The sequence below is a fragment of the Asaia sp. A2 genome, from assembly GCF_057319415.1.
Genome location: NZ_JBXWTO010000003.1, coordinates 99,170 through 116,384, shown reverse-complemented (window position 1 = coordinate 116,384; position 17,215 = coordinate 99,170). Strand labels below are relative to the sequence as shown.

The following is a 17,215-nucleotide window of genomic DNA, read 5'->3' as shown; positions in this document are numbered from 1 at the left end:
TCATGACCGTTCAAGGTCCGCTCTCTGCAAAGCAGATCGCCCTGTTTGATCAGTGGTGGCAAGCTGCCAATTACCTCTCCGTCGCACAGATCTATCTGCTTGATAATCCACTGCTGCGGGATCCGCTCAAGCTTGAGCACGTGAAGCCTCGTTTGCTGGGGCATTTCGGAACTACACCTGGCCTGACGCTGCTCTATCTGCACCTCAACCGCATCATCAAGGAGCGCCAGAAGAGCATTCTGTTCATCGCGGGCCCGGGTCATGGAGCGCCGGGCGTCGTTGCTGCGACTTATCTTGAAGGCACATATAGCGAATATTTTCCGGAAGTCTCACAGGATGTCGAGGGCGTTGGCCGTTTGGTCAAGCAGTTCTCGTTCCCCGGTGGTATTCCGAGCCATGTCGCAGCGACCACCCCCGGTTCGATCCATGAAGGCGGCGAATTAGGCTATTCGCTCTCTCATGCCTATGGTGCCGTGCTGGACAATCCTGATCTGGTTGTAGCCTGCGTCGTCGGTGATGGTGAGGCCGAGACTGGTCCGCTTGCGACCTCGTGGCACAGCAACAAGTTCCTCGACCCGCGCAATGACGGTGCGGTGCTCCCGATCCTGCACCTTAATGGCTACAAGATTGCCAACCCGACCGTTCTGGCTCGTATTCCTGAAGATGAACTTCTCGCGCTGTTCCGTGGCTATGGTTACGATCCGGTGATCGTCGCTGGTGATGATCCTGACACCGTGCAGCAGCTCATGGCAAAGGCCATGGACACCTGTTTTGACAAGATTGCCGAGATCCAGAAGCGCGCGCGCAGCGAAAACAATGCGGATCGCCCGACCTGGCCCATGATCATCATGCGCACACCGAAGGGCTGGACCGGTCCCAAGGAAGTTGATGGTCAGCGTTGCGAGGGCTACTGGCGTTCCCATCAGGTTCCGCTAACGGATCTGGAAAAGCCGGGTCACCTGAAGATCCTCGAAGACTGGATGCGCAGCTACAAGCCTGAGACGTTGTTCGACGAGAACGGTCGCCTGCACCCCGAGATTGCTGCGCTCGCGCCCGAAGGCGCCCTGCGCATGAGCGATAACCCCCATGCCAATGGTGGCCAGCTCCGTCGCCCGCTTCGTATGCCTGATATCGAGACACATGCCCTTGCGGTGTCGTCGCCCGGCGCCGTTCTGGCCGAGAGCACGCGCATCCTAGGCTCATGGCTCCGCGACGTGATGCGTATGAATCTCGAACATCGCAACTTCCGTGTCCTTTCGCCGGACGAGAACAACTCGAACCGCCTGAATGACGTGCTCGAGGTGACCAATCGCGCATGGACGGCCGAGACGTATTCCTATGATGACCACCTGGCCCCTGATGGCCTCGTCATGGAAATCCTGAGCGAGCATACCATTCAGGGTTGGCTTGAAGGCTATCTGCTGACCGGGCGTCACGGCTTCTTCTCGTGCTATGAGGCCTTTGTCCATCTGGTAGATTCGATGGTCAACCAGCATGCCAAATGGATCAAGTCGGCGAAGGAAGTTCAATGGCGTCGCCCGATTTCGTCGTTGAATTATCTGCTGACTTCGCATGTCTGGCGTCAGGACCATAACGGCTTCAGTCATCAGGATCCGGGATTCATGGATCATGTGGTGAACAAGAAGGCAGATATTGCCCGCGTCTATCTGCCGCCTGATGCGAACACCCTGCTTTATGTTGCCAAGCACTGCCTTGAAAGCTGGGACCGTATCAATGTGATCGTGGCAGGGAAGCAGCCCGAGCATCAGTGGCTTGATATCGACGCTGCCATTGCACATTGCAGCCAGGGTATCGGGATCTGGCAGTGGGCAAGTAATGATAAGGGCTTTGAGCCCGATCTCGTGATTGCCTCAGCGGGTGACGTGCCCACGGTCGAGGCGCTTGCTGCTGTGCAACTGATGCGCGAGCATACCCCTGATCTGAAGGTGCGCTTCGTGAACGTTGTGGATCTCATGACGCTTCAGTCGCCGAGCGAGCATCCTCACGGCCTGGATGACGTGACCTTCGATAATCTTTTCACCAAGGACAAGCCTGTCCTGTTCGCATTCCACGGCTATCCCCAGCTGGTGCATCGTCTGATCTATCGTCGCAGTAACCGTGCCAATTTCCATGTGCATGGCTTTCGCGAAGAAGGCACGACCACCACGCCGTTCGATATGACCGTGCGCAACAACCTCGATCGCTATCACATCGTACTGAACGCCGTGCGTCGTGTTCCGGCCCTGTCGGGACATGCCGCCTATGTAACCCAGATGATCAACGACAAGCTCGTCGAGCATAAGCGTTATATCGCTCAGTACGGTCAGGATATGCCCGAGATCCTCAACTGGAAATGGCAGGGAAGCCGGGGCTGATGACAAAAGCGGTTCAACTCGTACTCGCCGATGTGGATGGAACATTGGTGACGAGGGACAAGATCCTGACACCAAGGGCCATCCGCGCCGTTCATGCTCTTCGTGAGAGGGGTATACGGTTTGCCGTAACGAGCGGGCGACCGCCTCGCGGTATGGCAATGCTGGTTGAACCGCTGGCAATCGATATGCCGATTGCCGGTTTCAATGGTGGCGTTCTGGTCCATCCGGACTGGAGTGTCATCGAGACCAAACGCCTGACCCATGCTCAGGCCGATCAAGTGCTAAGGATCATCACCGATCACGGGGCGGATCCCTGGGTCTATACAAGCCAGGACTGGTTTGTGAAGGATCAGGATGCCCCTCATGTTGCGCGTGAGCAATGGACAGTCAAATTCGCGCCGAAGATCGATGACGTATCACGGCATCTCGATGACGTGGTCAAGATTACAGGCGTGAGTGATGATACGACGCTCATGCAAAAACTTGAGCGAGACTTGCAGGAAGCTCTTGGCCAGACAGCATCGGCGGCCTGTTCGCAACCCTATTATGTGGATGTAACTAATAGTGAAGCCAACAAGGGCGGGGTGGTAACGACACTAGAGACGCTGTTCGATATTCCGGCATCGGCGATGGTGACGCTGGGTGACCAGCCTAACGACATGCTGATGTTTGCCAAAACTGGTATGTCTATTGCGATGGGGCAGGCCAATGCCACAGTCAAAGGAGCTGCAACCCACGTTTCCACTTCCTGCGAGGAGGAGGGGTTTGCGGTGGGGCTCGAACGTTATGTGTTGGGGAGCGTTGACGCCTGATCATCATCAGTGATCAGGAATATGACGCGTGATCGATCTCTATTACTGGCCGACACCGAACGGTCATAAGGTTACCCTGTTTCTTGAGGAAGCGAAGCTGGATTACCGGATCATTCCGGTCAATATCAGCAACGGCGATCAATTCGCGCCCGCTTTCCTCGAGATTTCGCCCAACAACAAGATGCCTGCGATTGTCGACCACGCGCCTGCTGACGGCGGTGAGCCGATCAGCGTGTTTGAATCTGGCGAGATCCTGCTTTATCTGGCCGAAAAAACCGGATTATTCCTCTCTTCCGCCCCGCGTGAGAAGATCAAGACCCTTGAGTGGCTGTTTTGGCAGATGGGGGGATTCGGGCCCATGCTGGGGCAGAACCACCATTTCACGCTTTATGCCCCAGAAAAGATCGCTTATGCGATCAAGCGCTATCAGGATGAGACGAAGCGTCTCTATTCCGTGCTGGAGACACGCCTGAAAGAAAGCACCTTCGTGAGCGGAGAGCATTACGGCATTGCTGATATGGCGACCTATCCGTGGACACGCACCTGGAAAGAACAGGGGATCGATATCGAGGCTTTTCCCGCGGTGAAAGCATGGCGTGAAATCATCGAGGCGCGACCGGCCACGCAGCGTGCCCTTGCTCGGGCTGATGAAGTGAAGTCCTGAAAGCTCAGCTGGTATGGCAGAATCAGCAAGTCTGCCGCTACTCCTGTTTCAAACAAAAACACCCGGTACCACTATGGTGCCGGGTGTTTTTTATGCTCAAGGCTGCCAAGAGCGAGTTGCGGCCCGTTTTCCCTCAGATCACCAGACGGTAAAGCCACCATCGACACTGACGATCGAGCCGGTCATCAGGCTTGCAGCATCCGACGCCAGGAACTGGACGACCGAGGCCACTTCCTCAGGCTGTCCAACGCGGCCCATCGGGGTACCATCGACCCAGCGGTCGTACAGCGCGGGCTTCTGCATACCAAAGCGGGTGAGGGTGGTTTCGATATAGGTGGGGGCAACGGCATTGGCGCGGATGCCATGCGGGGCCCATTCGGCGGCCAGCGAGCGGATGTACTGATGCACGCCTGCCTTCGAGGCATTATAGGCAGCCTGCTCCTGCGGACGGTTGACGATGAGGCCAGACATCGACCCGATTGCGACAATCGCGCCTGATTTCTGCTTGATCATCACACGTCCAACGGCCTGGCAGCACCGGAACACGCCGTTGAGATTGACATTGATCTGCTTGAGCCACTGATCTTCCGTCATGTCCTCGGCCTTCACCTCGGAGATGCACAGCCCGGCATTGGCGACCAGGATGTCTAGGCGGCCATGACGCTGGACGATGGTATCCACGGCCTTGTTGACGCTGCTTTCGGAAGTGACATCCATCGCGACGCTGCAGGCTTTCATGCCCTGATCGGTCAGGCTCTTGGCTGATTCAGCCGCCTTGGCCGCGTCGAGATCGGCGATGACCACATGGGCGCCAGCCTCGGCCAGCGCGGTGGCACAGCACAGCCCAATGTTCTGCGCGCCACCGGTGACAACTGCTACACGACCATCAAGGCGAAGTTTTTCCATATACATGGGGAGTGACTTTCTTGTTAACCGGCGAGACGGTGGCGCACGAGCTTTGTCAGCGCCATCCCTCTTGCGTCGAAGAGGTGACAATTTTCCGAGAGCAGGCGCAGACCGACCGTGGCATCCACTTCGCCACCGTGATCGCCATCTGTCTGCACGATAATCAGCGCGCCATCCGGAAGCGCGACGTGCAAGAGCGTGAGCGCGCCAAGCCGCTCGACCATGCGGATCACACCTGAGATCTCGCCATTCGGGTCGAGCACGATATGCTCCGGTCGAACACCCAGCGTCATGGCTTCCGCAGAAGCGGACTCACCCGGCAGCACGGGCACTGTGATGGGCGTTCCGTGATCGAGGGCAACGGTCATGCCCTCTTCACTGATGCTGCGCACGGTCACGGGTAGGAAATTCATTGGCGGTGAGCCGATGAAGCGCGCCACGAACAGGTTGCGGGGATGATGGTAAAGTTCGAGCGGTGAGCCAACCTGCTCCACGACACCCTTTTGCAGGACAACGATCTTGTCAGCCATTGTCATGGCTTCAACCTGATCATGGGTGACGTAGATCGTCGTTGCCTTGAGGCGACGGTGCAAGGTGGCAAGCTCGACACGCATCTGGCCACGCAGGGCCGCATCGAGGTTGGAAAGGGGTTCGTCGAACAGGAACACCTTGGGGTTGCGGACGATCGCCCGGCCGATTGCGACACGCTGCCTCTGGCCGCCCGAGAGCTGGCCTGGCTTGTGCTTTAGATAGGTATCGAGCTGCAGGGTTCTGGCCACGTCGGTGATTTTCTGGCGACGCTCGGCTTCCGGCATGCCGGCCAGCTTCAGGCCGAATTCCATGTTCTGGTAGACGTTCATATGCGGGTAGAGCGCATAGGACTGAAAGACCATCGCGAGGCCCCGCTTGGCGGGCTCGACATCATTGACGCGCTTGCCGTCAATCAGCAGGTCACCGCCCGAGATCTCTTCCAGTCCAGCGATCATACGTAGCAGGGTGGATTTTCCGCAGCCTGAGGGGCCAACGAAAACCACGAATTCCTCATCGTTGATCTCAAGGGAAACACCCTTGATGATTTCTTCGGCGTGATAGGTCTTGCGGATATCGTGCAGTTCAACTTTAGCCATTGTTCACTCCGAAAGAGCGTGAGAAGCCGAAAGGGAAGGTCATTTCAGAGAGGGTCATTTCACGGCGCCAAACGTAAGGCCACGTACGAGCTGCTTCTGGCTGAACCAGCCAAAGACAAGGATCGGTGCGACGGCAAGCGTGGAGGCGGCAGAAAGCTTGGCGAAAAACAGTCCCTCGGGCGATGAGAACGAGGCAATGAAGCTCGCCAGAGGGGCAGCGCGCGACGAGGTGAGGTTGAGCGACCAGAAGGCCTCGTTCCAGCACAGGATGAGGGAGAGCAGCGCGGTAGAGGCAATGCCGGGCAGGGCGAGCGGAAGCAGCACGACGCTGATCTCCTGCCAGCGATTGGCCCCGTCCATACGCCCGGCCTCAAGGATTGGCACAGGCACTTCCTTGAAGAAGGTGTAAAGCATCCAGACGATGATCGGCAGGTTGGTCAGCAGATTGATGATCGCGAGACCGATCACCGTGTCGAGCATGTGCGTCGAGCGGGCGATGAGATAGACCGGCACCAGCACGCCGACAGGTGGCAACATGCGCGTGGAGAGCATCCAGAGCAGGGTGCCACGTGTGCGTCTGGTGGGAAAAAACGCCATCGAATAGGCTGCGGGAACGCCCAGAAGCAGCGCGCCGCCCGTAGCAAGCACCGACATGAACACAGTGTTGAAGGTGAAGTGCCAGTAATTCTCCTGGGCAAAGACGTCGTGATAGCTTTGCAGTGTCGGCTTGAAGATCAGATGGGGCGGTGTCGAGATTGCATCCATCTCGCTCTTGAAGCCGGTAAGGACCATCCAGAGGATCGGGAAGAAGATCCACAGCGCGACGGCCCAGCCGACGACACCGAGCGCGATTTTGGGGAGGAGTTGCGTTTTCCGGGCCATGGTCTCATGCCTCCAGATTGCGGGCGACCGCACGAACGAGGAATGCGGCGATGATATTGGCGATGATGATTGCAACCACGCCACCGGCCGAGGCACCCCCGATATCGAATTGCAGCAGGGCGCGTGAATAGATCAGGAAGGCCAGATTGGTGGAGGCAACGCCCGGTCCACCTGAGGTCGTGACCGAAATCTCGGCGAACACGGTCAGCAGATAGATGGTCTCGATCATGATCACGACCGTGATGGCGCGGCTCAGATGCGGCAGGATGATGTAGCGAAACCGGGCGATCGGCCCCGCACCATCCATACGTGCCGCTTCTTTCTGCTCATGATCGAGCGACTGGACCGCCGTAAGCAGGATAAGCACGGCAAAAGGCAGCCACTCCCAGGCAACAATCATCATGACCGTCTGCATGGGATAATGGGCAAGCCAGTCGATGGGTTGCAGCCCGACTGCCCGCATCATGGCGCTGTAAACGCCATAAATCGGATGCAGCATCAGGTTTTTCCACAACAGGGCTGACACTGTGGGCATGACGAAGAACGGCGAGATGACCAGCACACGCGCGATGCCGCGCCCGAAGAAATCCTGGTCATACAGCACGGCCAGTAGCACGCCGCCGCCAACGCTTATGACAAGAACCCCGAGCACGAGCAGAACGGTATTCAGCAGCGCATAGAGGAAATCCGGGTCAGTCAGCAGATAGACGTAATTGCTGAACCCGGCGAAACCCTTGAGGGTCGGGTCGACCAGATTATAGTTCTGGAACGAATACCAGAGAGTCAGGACGAGGGGGATCAGAGACCAGATCAGCAGGATGATGACCGCAGGGGAGAGGAATACACCTGCTCCCGCTTTGCGCTTCACCCGCTCCGGTGTGGCGATGACAGCTTCCATAGGCAAGCTCCACGAGCGTAAGGCCGCTCGTCCTGGCTGTAAGGGAAAAGTTCAACGTGTCTTGTGGGCAGTCCGGATAATATCCCCCACGTGGGGTGGGGGCTTTGAGGTCTAGTGGGCGAGGGCTTCGGCCATCAGGGCACGATGGTGAAGCTGCTCGTCATGCATCGCCTGAAACACGGCGAATTTGGCGTTATGATAACGTGACGTGCGGGCATCAGGCGCGACTTCCGCGCCAACACGGGTCATCTGCGACATGGCCACGCGCATGTCGCTGTAAACACCGCCTGCAACAGCGCCGAGAATGGCCGAGCCGAGGAGAACAGCATCGGGCTCCTTGGGCAGCATGATACGGCATCCCGTTGCATTGGCATGTTCACGCAAGAACACGGGATTCTTGGTGCCGCCCCCTGTCGCAAAAATGGTGTCGATTGCGTAGCCCTTGGCGTTGAGCGCACGGATGATATCGCGCGTGCCATAGGCCAGGCCCTGAATGGTCGCGAGATAGAGCATCACAAGGTCATCGAACCCGGCCGAGAGACTGAGCCCGCTCACCATGCCGCGCAGTGTCGGGTCGGCGTAGGGCGACCGGTTGCCATGATAGTCTGGCAGCACATGAAATTCGGCCGTCAGCGAGCCGGGCAGAGTGTCCTTTTCGAGCTCGGCCAGGCGCTCGTTGAGCAGCTCGTAAACAGTGCGACCTTCTGATTTGGCCTTTTCGGCCAGCTCAGGCCCATAGGCATGGCTGGAAATGACGAAATCCACGAGTGAGCCTACGGCAGACTGACCGGCTTCGTTCAGCCACGTGCCGGGGATCATGGCTTCAGAATAAGGGCCCCAGATCCCATCCACATAACGTGCCTCTTTCGACACGGCCATGTGGCAGCTTGACGTTCCGCCTATCAGCGCAAGACTGCGGTCGAGTGCGGCATCATCAACCGTCTCACCCGATGCGGAGCCGATCACTCCGATACCGCCGGCATGGGCGTCAATTGCGGATACACCGACCGGAATACCGGCTTCGAGCCCGAGTTCCTGCGCGGCATCGGCACTCAAACCGTTCCCGACGGTCTCGCCCAGCGAAAGCACATCCTTGCCGATGCGCTGGTAGCTTTCTTCAACCAGTTCACTCAAGCCGATTGCCTTGAAGTAGGCGCCATCCCAGCCGCTGGAATGGGCAAGATACGTCCATTTGCAAACCGTCGAGCAGCAGCTGCGAGAATCTGCGCCGGTTGCGCGCCATGTCAGATAATCGGGAAGATCGAAGAAATAGCCGGCTTTGGCGAAGGTCTCCGGCATGTGACGTTTGAGCCAGAGCAGCTTCGGAGTTTCCATCTCGGGAGAAATGGTGCCCCCGACGTAACGCAGCACCTCATACTGGCCGGCGTTGATTTCCTCAGCTTCTTTCATCGCGCGGTGATCGGCCCAGAGGATGATGTCCTGCTCAGAAGCGCCCTTGGGGTCGATAGAGAGGGGTTTACCCTCGCGATCGAGAACGACAAGCGAGCACGTGGCGTCAAACCCGATGCCGCGCACCACAGGGTTTTTCCCCTCAAGCCCGCTCATCGCCGTACGGACGCTCTTGCAAACAGCAGCCCATATATCGGTGGAGGATTGCTGGATGAAATCGGTCTCAGGGCGCCAGGTGCGGGTCGCGGTCACACAGGAAGCCAGCTTCTCTCCGGTGAGGGAAAACACGCCGGCGCGTGCACTGCCCGTGCCGACATCAACGCCAATAACAACTTCCATGGTGACCCATCCAAACTCTTACGAATTCGTCATATTCCCACTCAGCTTCTGGGATGCAACTCACCAATGCGTGTGATCTGTCTCAACATGTTTGAGATATCGCACAAAAAAACCCGACATCCTGAGATGCCGGGCTTTGATGGTGTTACGAAGGACAGAGCGATCAGAAGTTCACGCCAGCCTGAACGAAGACATTACGCCCCATGATCAGATTGCCGTACTGAAACACGTTGGTGTTTGTGGCGCCATCGACAACGTAAGGCGGCTTCTTGTCGAACAGGTTGCGTACGCCTGCCTGGAACTGCCAGCGGTTCAGCTGATAGCCGAGCGTGATGTCGTGGCTGAAGATACCGGGCGTCTTGTAACGACCGACAGTTCCCTTGACGAGATCGACCGACTGGTCGTTCCAGACCATGCCACCTGTGTAGCTCATCATATAAGTGAAGCTGAAATCGTCATGGCGCCATGTTGCGGTTGCATAGTCGCGCACGCGCGGCTGGCCCGTGCTGTTGTTGTACAGCAGGCGGCCGTCATAATTGTACCACTGTCCGCCGGGCACATACTGCTGCTGATAGCTGATCAGCTGCTGGAAGTTGTTGCTCAGATTCAGGCGGTCATGACGCGTAAGGCGGAGGCTGTAATCCAGGTCGAAGTCGAGACCGCTCGTGCGGAGGCCACCGAGGTTTTCGTAAAGGGCAGAGGCCGTCTGGATCTGCTGCGTCTGCGCATTACGCACGATATTGCCGCAATAGCTGGTGTTCGCGCCCGTATAGCACTGGTCGAGCAGATACTGCGTGCCGATCGCGCTGATCATGTTCTTGAGCGTGTAATGCCAGTATTCAACCGACAGCGAGAGACCCGGTACCCAGTGCGGGGTCAGAACCGTACCGAATGTGTAGGTACGACCCGTTTCTGGCTTGACCTGAGAGTTACCACCCTGAAGCGTGGGGACCTGAGCCGAGTTACGCATCTCGAAGCCCGGACCAATCCCCTGACGTGCGCAGGTTGCTGCAACTGTTGCAGAAGCGGCCCCGTAGGTGCCGACCTGCGAGCAGGGGTCATAAGCGGTTTCGTAGCTCAGCTGCTGGCCGCCGAAGAGCTCGAAGATATTCGGCTGACGATAGGACGTGCCGAGTGTGCCACGGAAGCGGATATCGCGGTTCGGTGCCCAGTTGATGGCAACCTTCCAGTTCTTTGCCGCGCCGAAGGTATTATAGGACGAGTAGCGACCCTGGGCGTCGATCGTCAGATCCTTGGCCAAAAAGGCATTCTTCAGCAGGTTCAGCTTGCCTTCAAGGTACCCTTCGGAAACGTTGAAGCCGCCACCGGTATAGGCCTGCGTGTTGGTCAGCGTGATACCCTGAGCTACCAGCGGGTCAGGGCTGTCGCTCATCTGCTCACTGCGATGTTCCATACCAAGGGCGATGCCAAGATCGCCACCATTCTTCCAGGGCATGTTGACAACATGGTTGTTGTGCACACGGAAGTTAGTGTCGCGGAACTGGTACTGGATGTTTTCGGCCGTGGTGTAGTTGGTATAGGCAGCGCCCTGCGGCGTCAGCTTGCCGAACGGCGAGGAGAGTTCGCAGCCCGCGGAAGCCTGACAGACACTGGGGTCGTAAACGAGGGCGGTATCCGGATTGCCCGGATCTTCAGCGCGCAGACCCCAGGTGTTGAGCAGATTGGCGTAGTTGCCAATGTTCAGGCTGCGAACGTTCTCACGGTTCACACCATAGGTGTAGGATGCATCATACATCCATCCATGGGTGATCTCGCCCTTTGCACCGAACATGCCGGTCACCGTATCTGAGGCGCGCTCGTAACGGCGGGAACCCCATTCGCCCATGCGGCGATAGACGGTCGTGTCCTCACCAAAAGGGTTGCCGGGATAGTCGCCAGGCACGATGACCGCATTGGGCAGGGAGCTGGGCGGGATCGAGCCGGCCATGGGCTCGGGCGCCATGAAGCTGTTTGTCGTGCGGTGGCTGTAAAGCACGTTTGCATAGACTGTCAGGTGCTTGTTCACATCGTAATGTGCATCACCCGAGAGTGAGGAATCCTGATAGTTGTTGGTCAGGCTGGAATCGCGGTTGAAGGGATAGCGATCGGACTTTGTGAACGGCACAACAGTCTGGCCGCCATCATGCGTGGTGTAGGTGCCACCGCTATTTGGGTAGAACACACCGTTTGTGCTGTACGACGAGCCGTAGGTCGGCTGGCCTGAAACCGGGTTTGTCAATGCCACGGGGTTTGCCCAGGCGCGGTTACGCTGCATCACGCCGGTTGAGGTCAGGTACTGACCGAACAGGGTGATGTTGCCCCTGCCATGATCGAAATTCCAGCCCTTGAATGCGGAAAGCATGCCTTCGGGTGCATCGCCATACTGCGAGATGCTGCCGCGCATGGTGATGTTGCCGGTGTTCACATCGTGACGCATCTTGATGTTGATGACACCGGACACGGCATCGGCACCGTACAGCTCGGAGCCGCCATCCTTCAGGATTTCAACGCCTGCAACCTGCTGAAGCGGGATCGAGTTGAGGTCGACGCAGTTCGAGTTGCCGTTGATGGTCGTACGCTTGCCATCGATCAGCACCAGAACGCGGTTCGTTCCGAGGTTGCGCAGATCGGTACAGGACACACCGCCGCCGCCATTGGTAACAGCATTCGTAGTCGCGCTGGAGCCGACGGAAGGCAGACGCGAGAAGAAGTCGGACAGGTTGTTGACGCCCGTCTGTGCGATCTGCTTGGCGGTGATGATCTGCACCGGGTTCGCGTTGGTGTTGTTCGACGTGCTCAGCGCCGAGCCGACGACCGTAATGCTCTCGTTTCCTGCAGGTGCTGCGCCCGACAGGCTGCGCAGCGTCTTGCGACGCGCGCCTGTGGTGGGCGTGGTTGCCGCAGGGGCGACCGCTGCATCTTTGGTTACAGTGCGTGACTGGGCCGCGTGCTTTGCCGTGTTTTTATGCGCCGCGGCGTGATGGGCAGGTACGGTGGTTTCAGCATGGGCAGATGCGCTGGCGCTGGCCAGGAATGTCGCGCCAAGCAGCATTGAGGCGCGGCAGATGCGTGTGCGGGAAATGGCCATTGGTCACTTTCGCGAAAGGAATTGAGGGCGGAAAGAACTCCGAATTGACGTTGGAAATGGCACATGCTGATCAAGAGTTTCAATATCGTAATATAGTGTCACGCCGTGCAATTGTGACATTCCCATTGCAATGTGTTCCCCATGCAACAGCTTGTTGCATGGGTTGCGTTAGGAAATTGCTAATCCTGGAGCAGAAAGGAAATCTTATTACCCTCTCGCTCTTGACGGGATGTTCACGGAAACTTTACAACGGCGCTGCTCGCGAAAACGCGAGCGCCAAACAGCTTCCAGCGAGCCGCCATGACCGTTCATCCCGTCGTTGCTTCCGTCACCGAGCGCATCATCGAGCGTTCCGCCGTGTCGCGGCGTCGTTACCTCGCTCTTATGGAGAGAAACCGTCAGAAGGGCATCTCACGCCCGCGTCTTGCCTGCGGCAATCTGGCTCACGCGCTTGCGGCATCAGGGGAAGACAAGGCGCGTCTCATGCGTGGGGGCGGGGTGAATCTGGGTGTGGTCACCAGCTACAACGACATGCTCTCGGCGCATCAGCCTTACGCACGCTATCCCGACCAGATGCGTCTTTTCGCCCGCGAAATGGGTGCCACATTGCAGGTGGCTGGCGGCGTGCCGGCCATGTGCGACGGCGTCACGCAGGGGCAGGAAGGTATGGAGCTCTCCTTGCTGTCGCGAGACAATATAGCCATGGGAACGGCCATTGGCCTGAGCCACGGGATGTTCGAGGGCGTGGCGCTGCTGGGCATATGCGACAAGATCGTGCCCGGGCTGCTCATGGGCGCGTTGCGCTTTGGCCATCTGCCCGCGCTGCTCGTTCCGGCCGGCCCCATGACATCGGGGCTGCCGAACAAGGAAAAGCAGCGCGTACGGCAGCTTTATGCCGAGGGAAAGGTGGATTCGAGCGCCCTTATGGAGGCTGAGGCCGCGTCATATCACGGTGCGGGAACCTGCACTTTTTATGGCACGGCCAATACCAACCAGATGATGGTGGAGATGATGGGCCTGATGTTGCCCGATTCTGCCTTCTGGAACCCGAGTACCCGCATCCGTCAGGCGCTTAATCGCAAGGCTGTGCATCGCCTTATTGAAATTTCACGGCCCGGCGTGGATCATCGCCCACTTGCCCAAATGGTGGATGAAAAGGCCATCGTGAATGCGGCGGTCGGGCTTTTGGCCACGGGTGGTTCCACTAATCATGCCATCCATCTGCCGGCCATTGCGCGTGCGGCAGGGATCTGTATCGACTGGAGCGATCTCGATGCGCTTTCCGGGGCCGTGCCACTGCTGACACGGGCTTATCCTAACGGTTCGGCCGATGTGAACGCGATGCAGGAAGCCGGTGGGCTGCCAACGCTGATTGCTGCGCTGAGCGAGGCCGGGATGCTGCACCAGGATATTCTGACCGTCTCGAAGGGGGGCTATGCGGATTACGCCTGTCGTGCCCGACTGGAGGGAGAGGCCCTGCTTTACAGTGCAGCGCGCGCGTCATCTGATCGCAGCGTGCTGCGCGATACACGCGAGCCCTTCCGTCAGGATGGCGGAATGCGTCTGGTTCAGGGCAGTCTCGGCCGTGGCATTTACAAGACGAGTGCCGTCGATGATGACCGCCAGACCATTGAGGCACCGGCTGCAGTGTTTCATCGTCAGGAAGATGTCATCGCCGCTTTCAAGGCAGGCAAGCTGAACCGTGATGTCATTGTGGTGGTCCGTTTTCAGGGGCCGGATGCAAACGGCATGCCCGAGCTGCATCGCCTGACGCCCACTCTGGCAGTCCTTCAGGACAAGGGCTATCGGGTTGCGTTGCTCACGGATGGTCGCATGTCGGGCGCAAGCGGGAAGGTGCCAGCTGCCATCCATATCTGCCCTGAGGCACAATCCGGCGGCCCGATTGCCCGGATCGAGGATGGCGACATGCTGCGCATCTGTGCCCGCCGTGGGCAGATCGAGGCGCTGGTCGAGCCCGCCACCTGGCAGGCGCGTCAACCGGCCTTGCCGCCCTTGCCCGGACTGGGTACGGGACGCGAGCTTTTCACACTGATGCGCAGCCGGTCCGATACGGCAGAGAAAGGGGGCTCAGCCATGCTTGCCGCTCTCGAAGACACGATGGACCTGCATGCCACAGAACTCGACAAGGAATTCTTTGATGCTCGACACGACTCTGCTCGACTCGGTCATGACGCGTTGCCCGGTCATTCCGGTGCTGGTCATACCGGACCTGTCTCTGGCCCGGCCGATCGCGCAGGCGCTGGTCGCGGGCGGGTTGACCACGCTTGAGGTGACGCTGCGCACCGAGTGCGCACTCGATGCCATCAGGGAAATGTCCAAGGTTGAGGGCGCTCATGTCGGTGCGGGCACTGTGCTGAACGGTGATGATCTGGCACGCGCTGTCGATGCGGGCTCACAGTTCATCGTAAGCCCCGGTCTGACGCCAGAAGTGGCCGCCGCAGCCCAGCGTCATGACGTGCCGCTTCTGCCGGGTGTGGCCAATGCGGGTGATATCATGCGTGGGCTCGACCTTGGACTAAGCCGGTTCAAATTTTTCCCCGCCATGGCTAACGGGGGTCTGCCCGCGCTCAAGGCACTTGCCGCCGTGTTCGGCAAGGCCCGTTTCTGCCCCACGGGCGGGATCACGGAAGACAATGCCAGCGCCTGGCTTGCTGAACCCGCTGTCACATGTGTTGGTGGCTCCTGGCTGACGTCCGGTCCGTTCGACGCGGCGGCGATCGAGGCCCGTGCCCGTAACGCCGCAAAAATGGCAGGCTGAGGCAAGGCGCGCAGGCGAGTAACCCTATGCCGGTTTCATGCAGGGGGACTGGTTTTGCGCGGCCCTCAGTCTCGTATCCTTCGTCTGGTGCCTGCTGAGGCGTCAGGCAGGGGGTGGAAGTAAGGGGCACGCATGTAATTGGCGCACTGTCTCATTGCCTATCTCGCGGAATGTTTCCTGCGCGTCATGGATTATGAGAGATTATCCCCCAGATCTGGCGGTTCTGGCTGTTCATGGATTTGATCGGTCGGTCAGATATTATAACTTAGAATTTATGATCGGGATCATTGCCAAGTCGAAGTCTTTCGACGGATAGACACAGACATGCCCTCCATAGAATGTCACCCGGACCCGCTCGGCTTTCAGCCGCTTTCATGACGAAGCAGGGGCGATCCTATTTCGGATTGGCTGGTGTCATCGTGCTTGCGATGACAACCGAACTCAACGAGCAGGTCTCGTCACAATCGCTCCCTGACATCCTGGGTGGGCTGGGCATCAGCCACGATCCCGGGACCTGGTTCAACAGTCTCTATCTGTCGGCTGAAGTCATGGGAATGTCACTCGCGCCCTGGATGGCGCTGACCTTCGGTGTTCGTCGCTTTGCCGTGGTGGTGGCGATGATTGCCAGCCTTTCCGCCGCCTGCATCCCGTTCAACCACAATCTGACCCTGCTCTATGGATTGCGTCTCATCGAGGGGCTGGCTGGTGGGTTTGCCGTACCGCTGCTGCTGCTGGTGGCCCTGCGTGTACTCGCGCCGCCCGTGCGGCTTTATGGCCTTGCGGCTTACTCCCTGACAGCCACGTTTTTTCCCAATCTCAGCACGGCGCTGGCAGGATTGTGGACCGATCTGGTCGACTGGCGCTTTGTCTTCTGGCAGGCCGTGCCTTTTGGCAGTCTGGCAATCTCGCTTATCTGGTATGGCATCGCGCCGGAGGAGCCGAATTACAAACGCTTCCGCAATTTCGACTGGAAGGGTGCGCTCCTCATTCTATTCGGCTTCGGGGCGCTCTCCACGATGCTGCAACAGGGAGACCGGCTGGACTGGTTCAATTCACCGGCCATCTGCGTCATGGCCCTGGTGGCTGCCGTCTGTATTCCCCTTCTGGTGATCAATGAATGGGAGCAGCATACGCCGCTGTTTCGTATCCAGTTGCTCGGTCGACGCAATTTTGCCTACGGGGCAACGACGCTGCTTATCTTCCTTGTGGTGTCTCTGGCCTCATCGACCCTGCCCGCGACATTCCTGCAGGAGGTGGCTGGCTACCGGCCGGAACAGATCTATCCTGTCACGCTGGAGATTGCCTGTATCCAGCTCGTCATGCTGCCGCTTATGGCTGTCGTGCTGAACAGCAAGGCGGTTGATAGCCGCGTGGTCAGCCTGCTGGGCATGTGCCTGATCTGCATGGCGTGTATTGGCGACAGCTTTCTGACGGTCGGATGGAACCGCAACGAATTCTATCTGTGGCAGATTTTTATGGGGGCAGGTGAGGCGATGATTGTCATGCCTTTGCTCATGATGTCCACCAACTCGCTCGTCCCCGCCGAGGGGCCGTTTGCCTCCGCAATGGTCAACACCCCGCGTGCCGTGTCACAGGCTATTGGCGTCTGGATGCTTCAGCTCATCCATCGCTGGCGCGGTGGGCTACATTCCAACCGCATTACGGACCGCATCGGGCTGGATCGCTACCGCACCTTTCAGGCGAATGCCATTCCCCTGCAGCGCCCGGCGCCTTTACTGCCTGACGGTACCCCGCGCAGTCCGGATGCGTTGCCTACCTTCAAATATCAGGTTGCCCATCAGACAACCGTTCTGGAATTGTCTGACGCCTATCTCATCATCGCCGGGATCACGGTTTTCCTCATGGCATGGGTCATTCTCCTGCCTCAGCGGACCTATCCCCCCCGCCTCATGTTCGTGAAGAAAAAATCCTGAA

The 17,215-nt window shown here is 58.5% G+C and carries 12 protein-coding genes; 6 read left to right on the top strand and 6 right to left on the bottom strand.

Annotation, left to right across the window (positions count from 1 at the left end):
• The first annotated feature begins 2 nt into the window (after positions 1-2).
• From ACWNRM_RS03955 to ACWNRM_RS03945, 3 genes are read left to right on the top strand one after another with little or no spacing between them, the layout of a single operon-like run.
• Complete coding sequence (locus ACWNRM_RS03955) at positions 3-2,375, top strand: phosphoketolase family protein (protein WP_485169595.1); 2,373 nt, start codon at positions 3-5, stop codon at positions 2,373-2,375.
• Complete coding sequence (locus ACWNRM_RS03950) at positions 2,375-3,187, top strand: Cof-type HAD-IIB family hydrolase (protein WP_485169596.1); 813 nt, start codon at positions 2,375-2,377, stop codon at positions 3,185-3,187. The genes ACWNRM_RS03955 and ACWNRM_RS03950 overlap by 1 nt, the downstream gene beginning before the upstream one ends.
• Before the next feature lie 28 nt (positions 3,188-3,215).
• Entirely contained in the window at positions 3,216-3,851 is a 636-nt protein-coding gene (locus ACWNRM_RS03945) for a glutathione binding-like protein (RefSeq protein WP_485169597.1), read from the top strand.
• Between the two features lie 138 nt (positions 3,852-3,989).
• Here ACWNRM_RS03945 and ACWNRM_RS03940 read toward each other — a convergent pair whose 3' ends face one another.
• The 6 genes from ACWNRM_RS03940 to ACWNRM_RS03915 all read right to left on the bottom strand — a co-directional run bounded on the left by ACWNRM_RS03940 (position 3,990) and on the right by ACWNRM_RS03915 (position 12,501).
• Positions 3,990-4,763, bottom strand: coding sequence for an SDR family NAD(P)-dependent oxidoreductase (locus tag ACWNRM_RS03940; RefSeq protein WP_485169598.1), 774 nt, complete (start codon positions 4,761-4,763; stop codon positions 3,990-3,992).
• 17 nt (positions 4,764-4,780) lie between these two features.
• Positions 4,781-5,884 (bottom strand): ABC transporter ATP-binding protein, encoded by a 1,104-nt coding sequence (locus ACWNRM_RS03935; RefSeq protein WP_485169599.1) that lies wholly within the window; start codon positions 5,882-5,884, stop codon positions 4,781-4,783.
• A gap of 54 nt (positions 5,885-5,938) precedes the next feature.
• A complete protein-coding gene (locus ACWNRM_RS03930) occupies positions 5,939-6,766 on the bottom strand; it encodes a carbohydrate ABC transporter permease (RefSeq protein ID WP_485169600.1) in 828 nt (275 codons plus the stop codon).
• A 4-nt stretch (positions 6,767-6,770) separates the two neighbouring features.
• Complete coding sequence (locus ACWNRM_RS03925) at positions 6,771-7,664, bottom strand: carbohydrate ABC transporter permease (protein WP_485169601.1); 894 nt, start codon at positions 7,662-7,664, stop codon at positions 6,771-6,773.
• A gap of 111 nt (positions 7,665-7,775) precedes the next feature.
• Positions 7,776-9,413: an FGGY-family carbohydrate kinase gene (locus tag ACWNRM_RS03920; protein ID WP_485169602.1), complete on the bottom strand. Its 1,638-nt coding sequence runs from the start codon at positions 9,411-9,413 to the stop codon at positions 7,776-7,778.
• A 163-nt stretch (positions 9,414-9,576) separates the two neighbouring features.
• Positions 9,577-12,501 (bottom strand): TonB-dependent receptor domain-containing protein, encoded by a 2,925-nt coding sequence (locus ACWNRM_RS03915; RefSeq protein WP_485169603.1) that lies wholly within the window; start codon positions 12,499-12,501, stop codon positions 9,577-9,579.
• Between the two features lie 300 nt (positions 12,502-12,801).
• On the opposite strand from ACWNRM_RS03915, the gene edd reads away from it, so the two are divergent.
• From edd to ACWNRM_RS03900, 3 genes are all read left to right on the top strand, one after another.
• Positions 12,802-14,790, top strand: coding sequence for a phosphogluconate dehydratase (edd, locus tag ACWNRM_RS03910; protein ID WP_485169604.1), 1,989 nt, complete (start codon positions 12,802-12,804; stop codon positions 14,788-14,790).
• Entirely contained in the window at positions 14,690-15,280 is a 591-nt protein-coding gene (gene eda, locus ACWNRM_RS03905) for a bifunctional 4-hydroxy-2-oxoglutarate aldolase/2-dehydro-3-deoxy-phosphogluconate aldolase (RefSeq protein WP_485169685.1), read from the top strand. Before edd ends, eda begins: the two co-directional genes overlap by 101 nt.
• A 338-nt stretch (positions 15,281-15,618) precedes the next feature.
• Positions 15,619-17,214, top strand: a complete 1,596-nt coding sequence (locus ACWNRM_RS03900) for an MFS transporter (protein WP_485169605.1) — start codon at positions 15,619-15,621, stop codon at positions 17,212-17,214.
• The last annotated feature ends 1 nt before the right edge of the window (position 17,215 follow it).

Excerpts from the sequence above, each read along its gene's own strand:
- ACWNRM_RS03915 (WP_485169603.1), bottom strand. The coding sequence starts at position 12,501 with ATGGCCATTTCCCGCACACGCATCTGCCGCGCCTCAATGCTGCTTGGC.
- ACWNRM_RS03935 (WP_485169599.1), bottom strand. The coding sequence starts at position 5,884 with ATGGCTAAAGTTGAACTGCACGATATCCGCAAGACCTATCACGCCGAA.
- ACWNRM_RS03900 (WP_485169605.1), top strand. The coding sequence starts at position 15,619 with ATGTCACCCGGACCCGCTCGGCTTTCAGCCGCTTTCATGACGAAGCAG.
- ACWNRM_RS03930 (WP_485169600.1), bottom strand. The coding sequence starts at position 6,766 with ATGGCCCGGAAAACGCAACTCCTCCCCAAAATCGCGCTCGGTGTCGTC.
- ACWNRM_RS03925 (WP_485169601.1), bottom strand. The coding sequence starts at position 7,664 with ATGGAAGCTGTCATCGCCACACCGGAGCGGGTGAAGCGCAAAGCGGGA.
- edd (WP_485169604.1), top strand. The coding sequence starts at position 12,802 with ATGACCGTTCATCCCGTCGTTGCTTCCGTCACCGAGCGCATCATCGAG.
- ACWNRM_RS03920 (WP_485169602.1), bottom strand. The coding sequence starts at position 9,413 with ATGGAAGTTGTTATTGGCGTTGATGTCGGCACGGGCAGTGCACGCGCC.
- ACWNRM_RS03940 (WP_485169598.1), bottom strand. The coding sequence starts at position 4,763 with ATGTATATGGAAAAACTTCGCCTTGATGGTCGTGTAGCAGTTGTCACC.
- ACWNRM_RS03955 (WP_485169595.1), top strand. The coding sequence starts at position 3 with ATGACCGTTCAAGGTCCGCTCTCTGCAAAGCAGATCGCCCTGTTTGAT.
- eda (WP_485169685.1), top strand. The coding sequence starts at position 14,690 with ATGACGCGTTGCCCGGTCATTCCGGTGCTGGTCATACCGGACCTGTCT.
- ACWNRM_RS03950 (WP_485169596.1), top strand. The coding sequence starts at position 2,375 with ATGACAAAAGCGGTTCAACTCGTACTCGCCGATGTGGATGGAACATTG.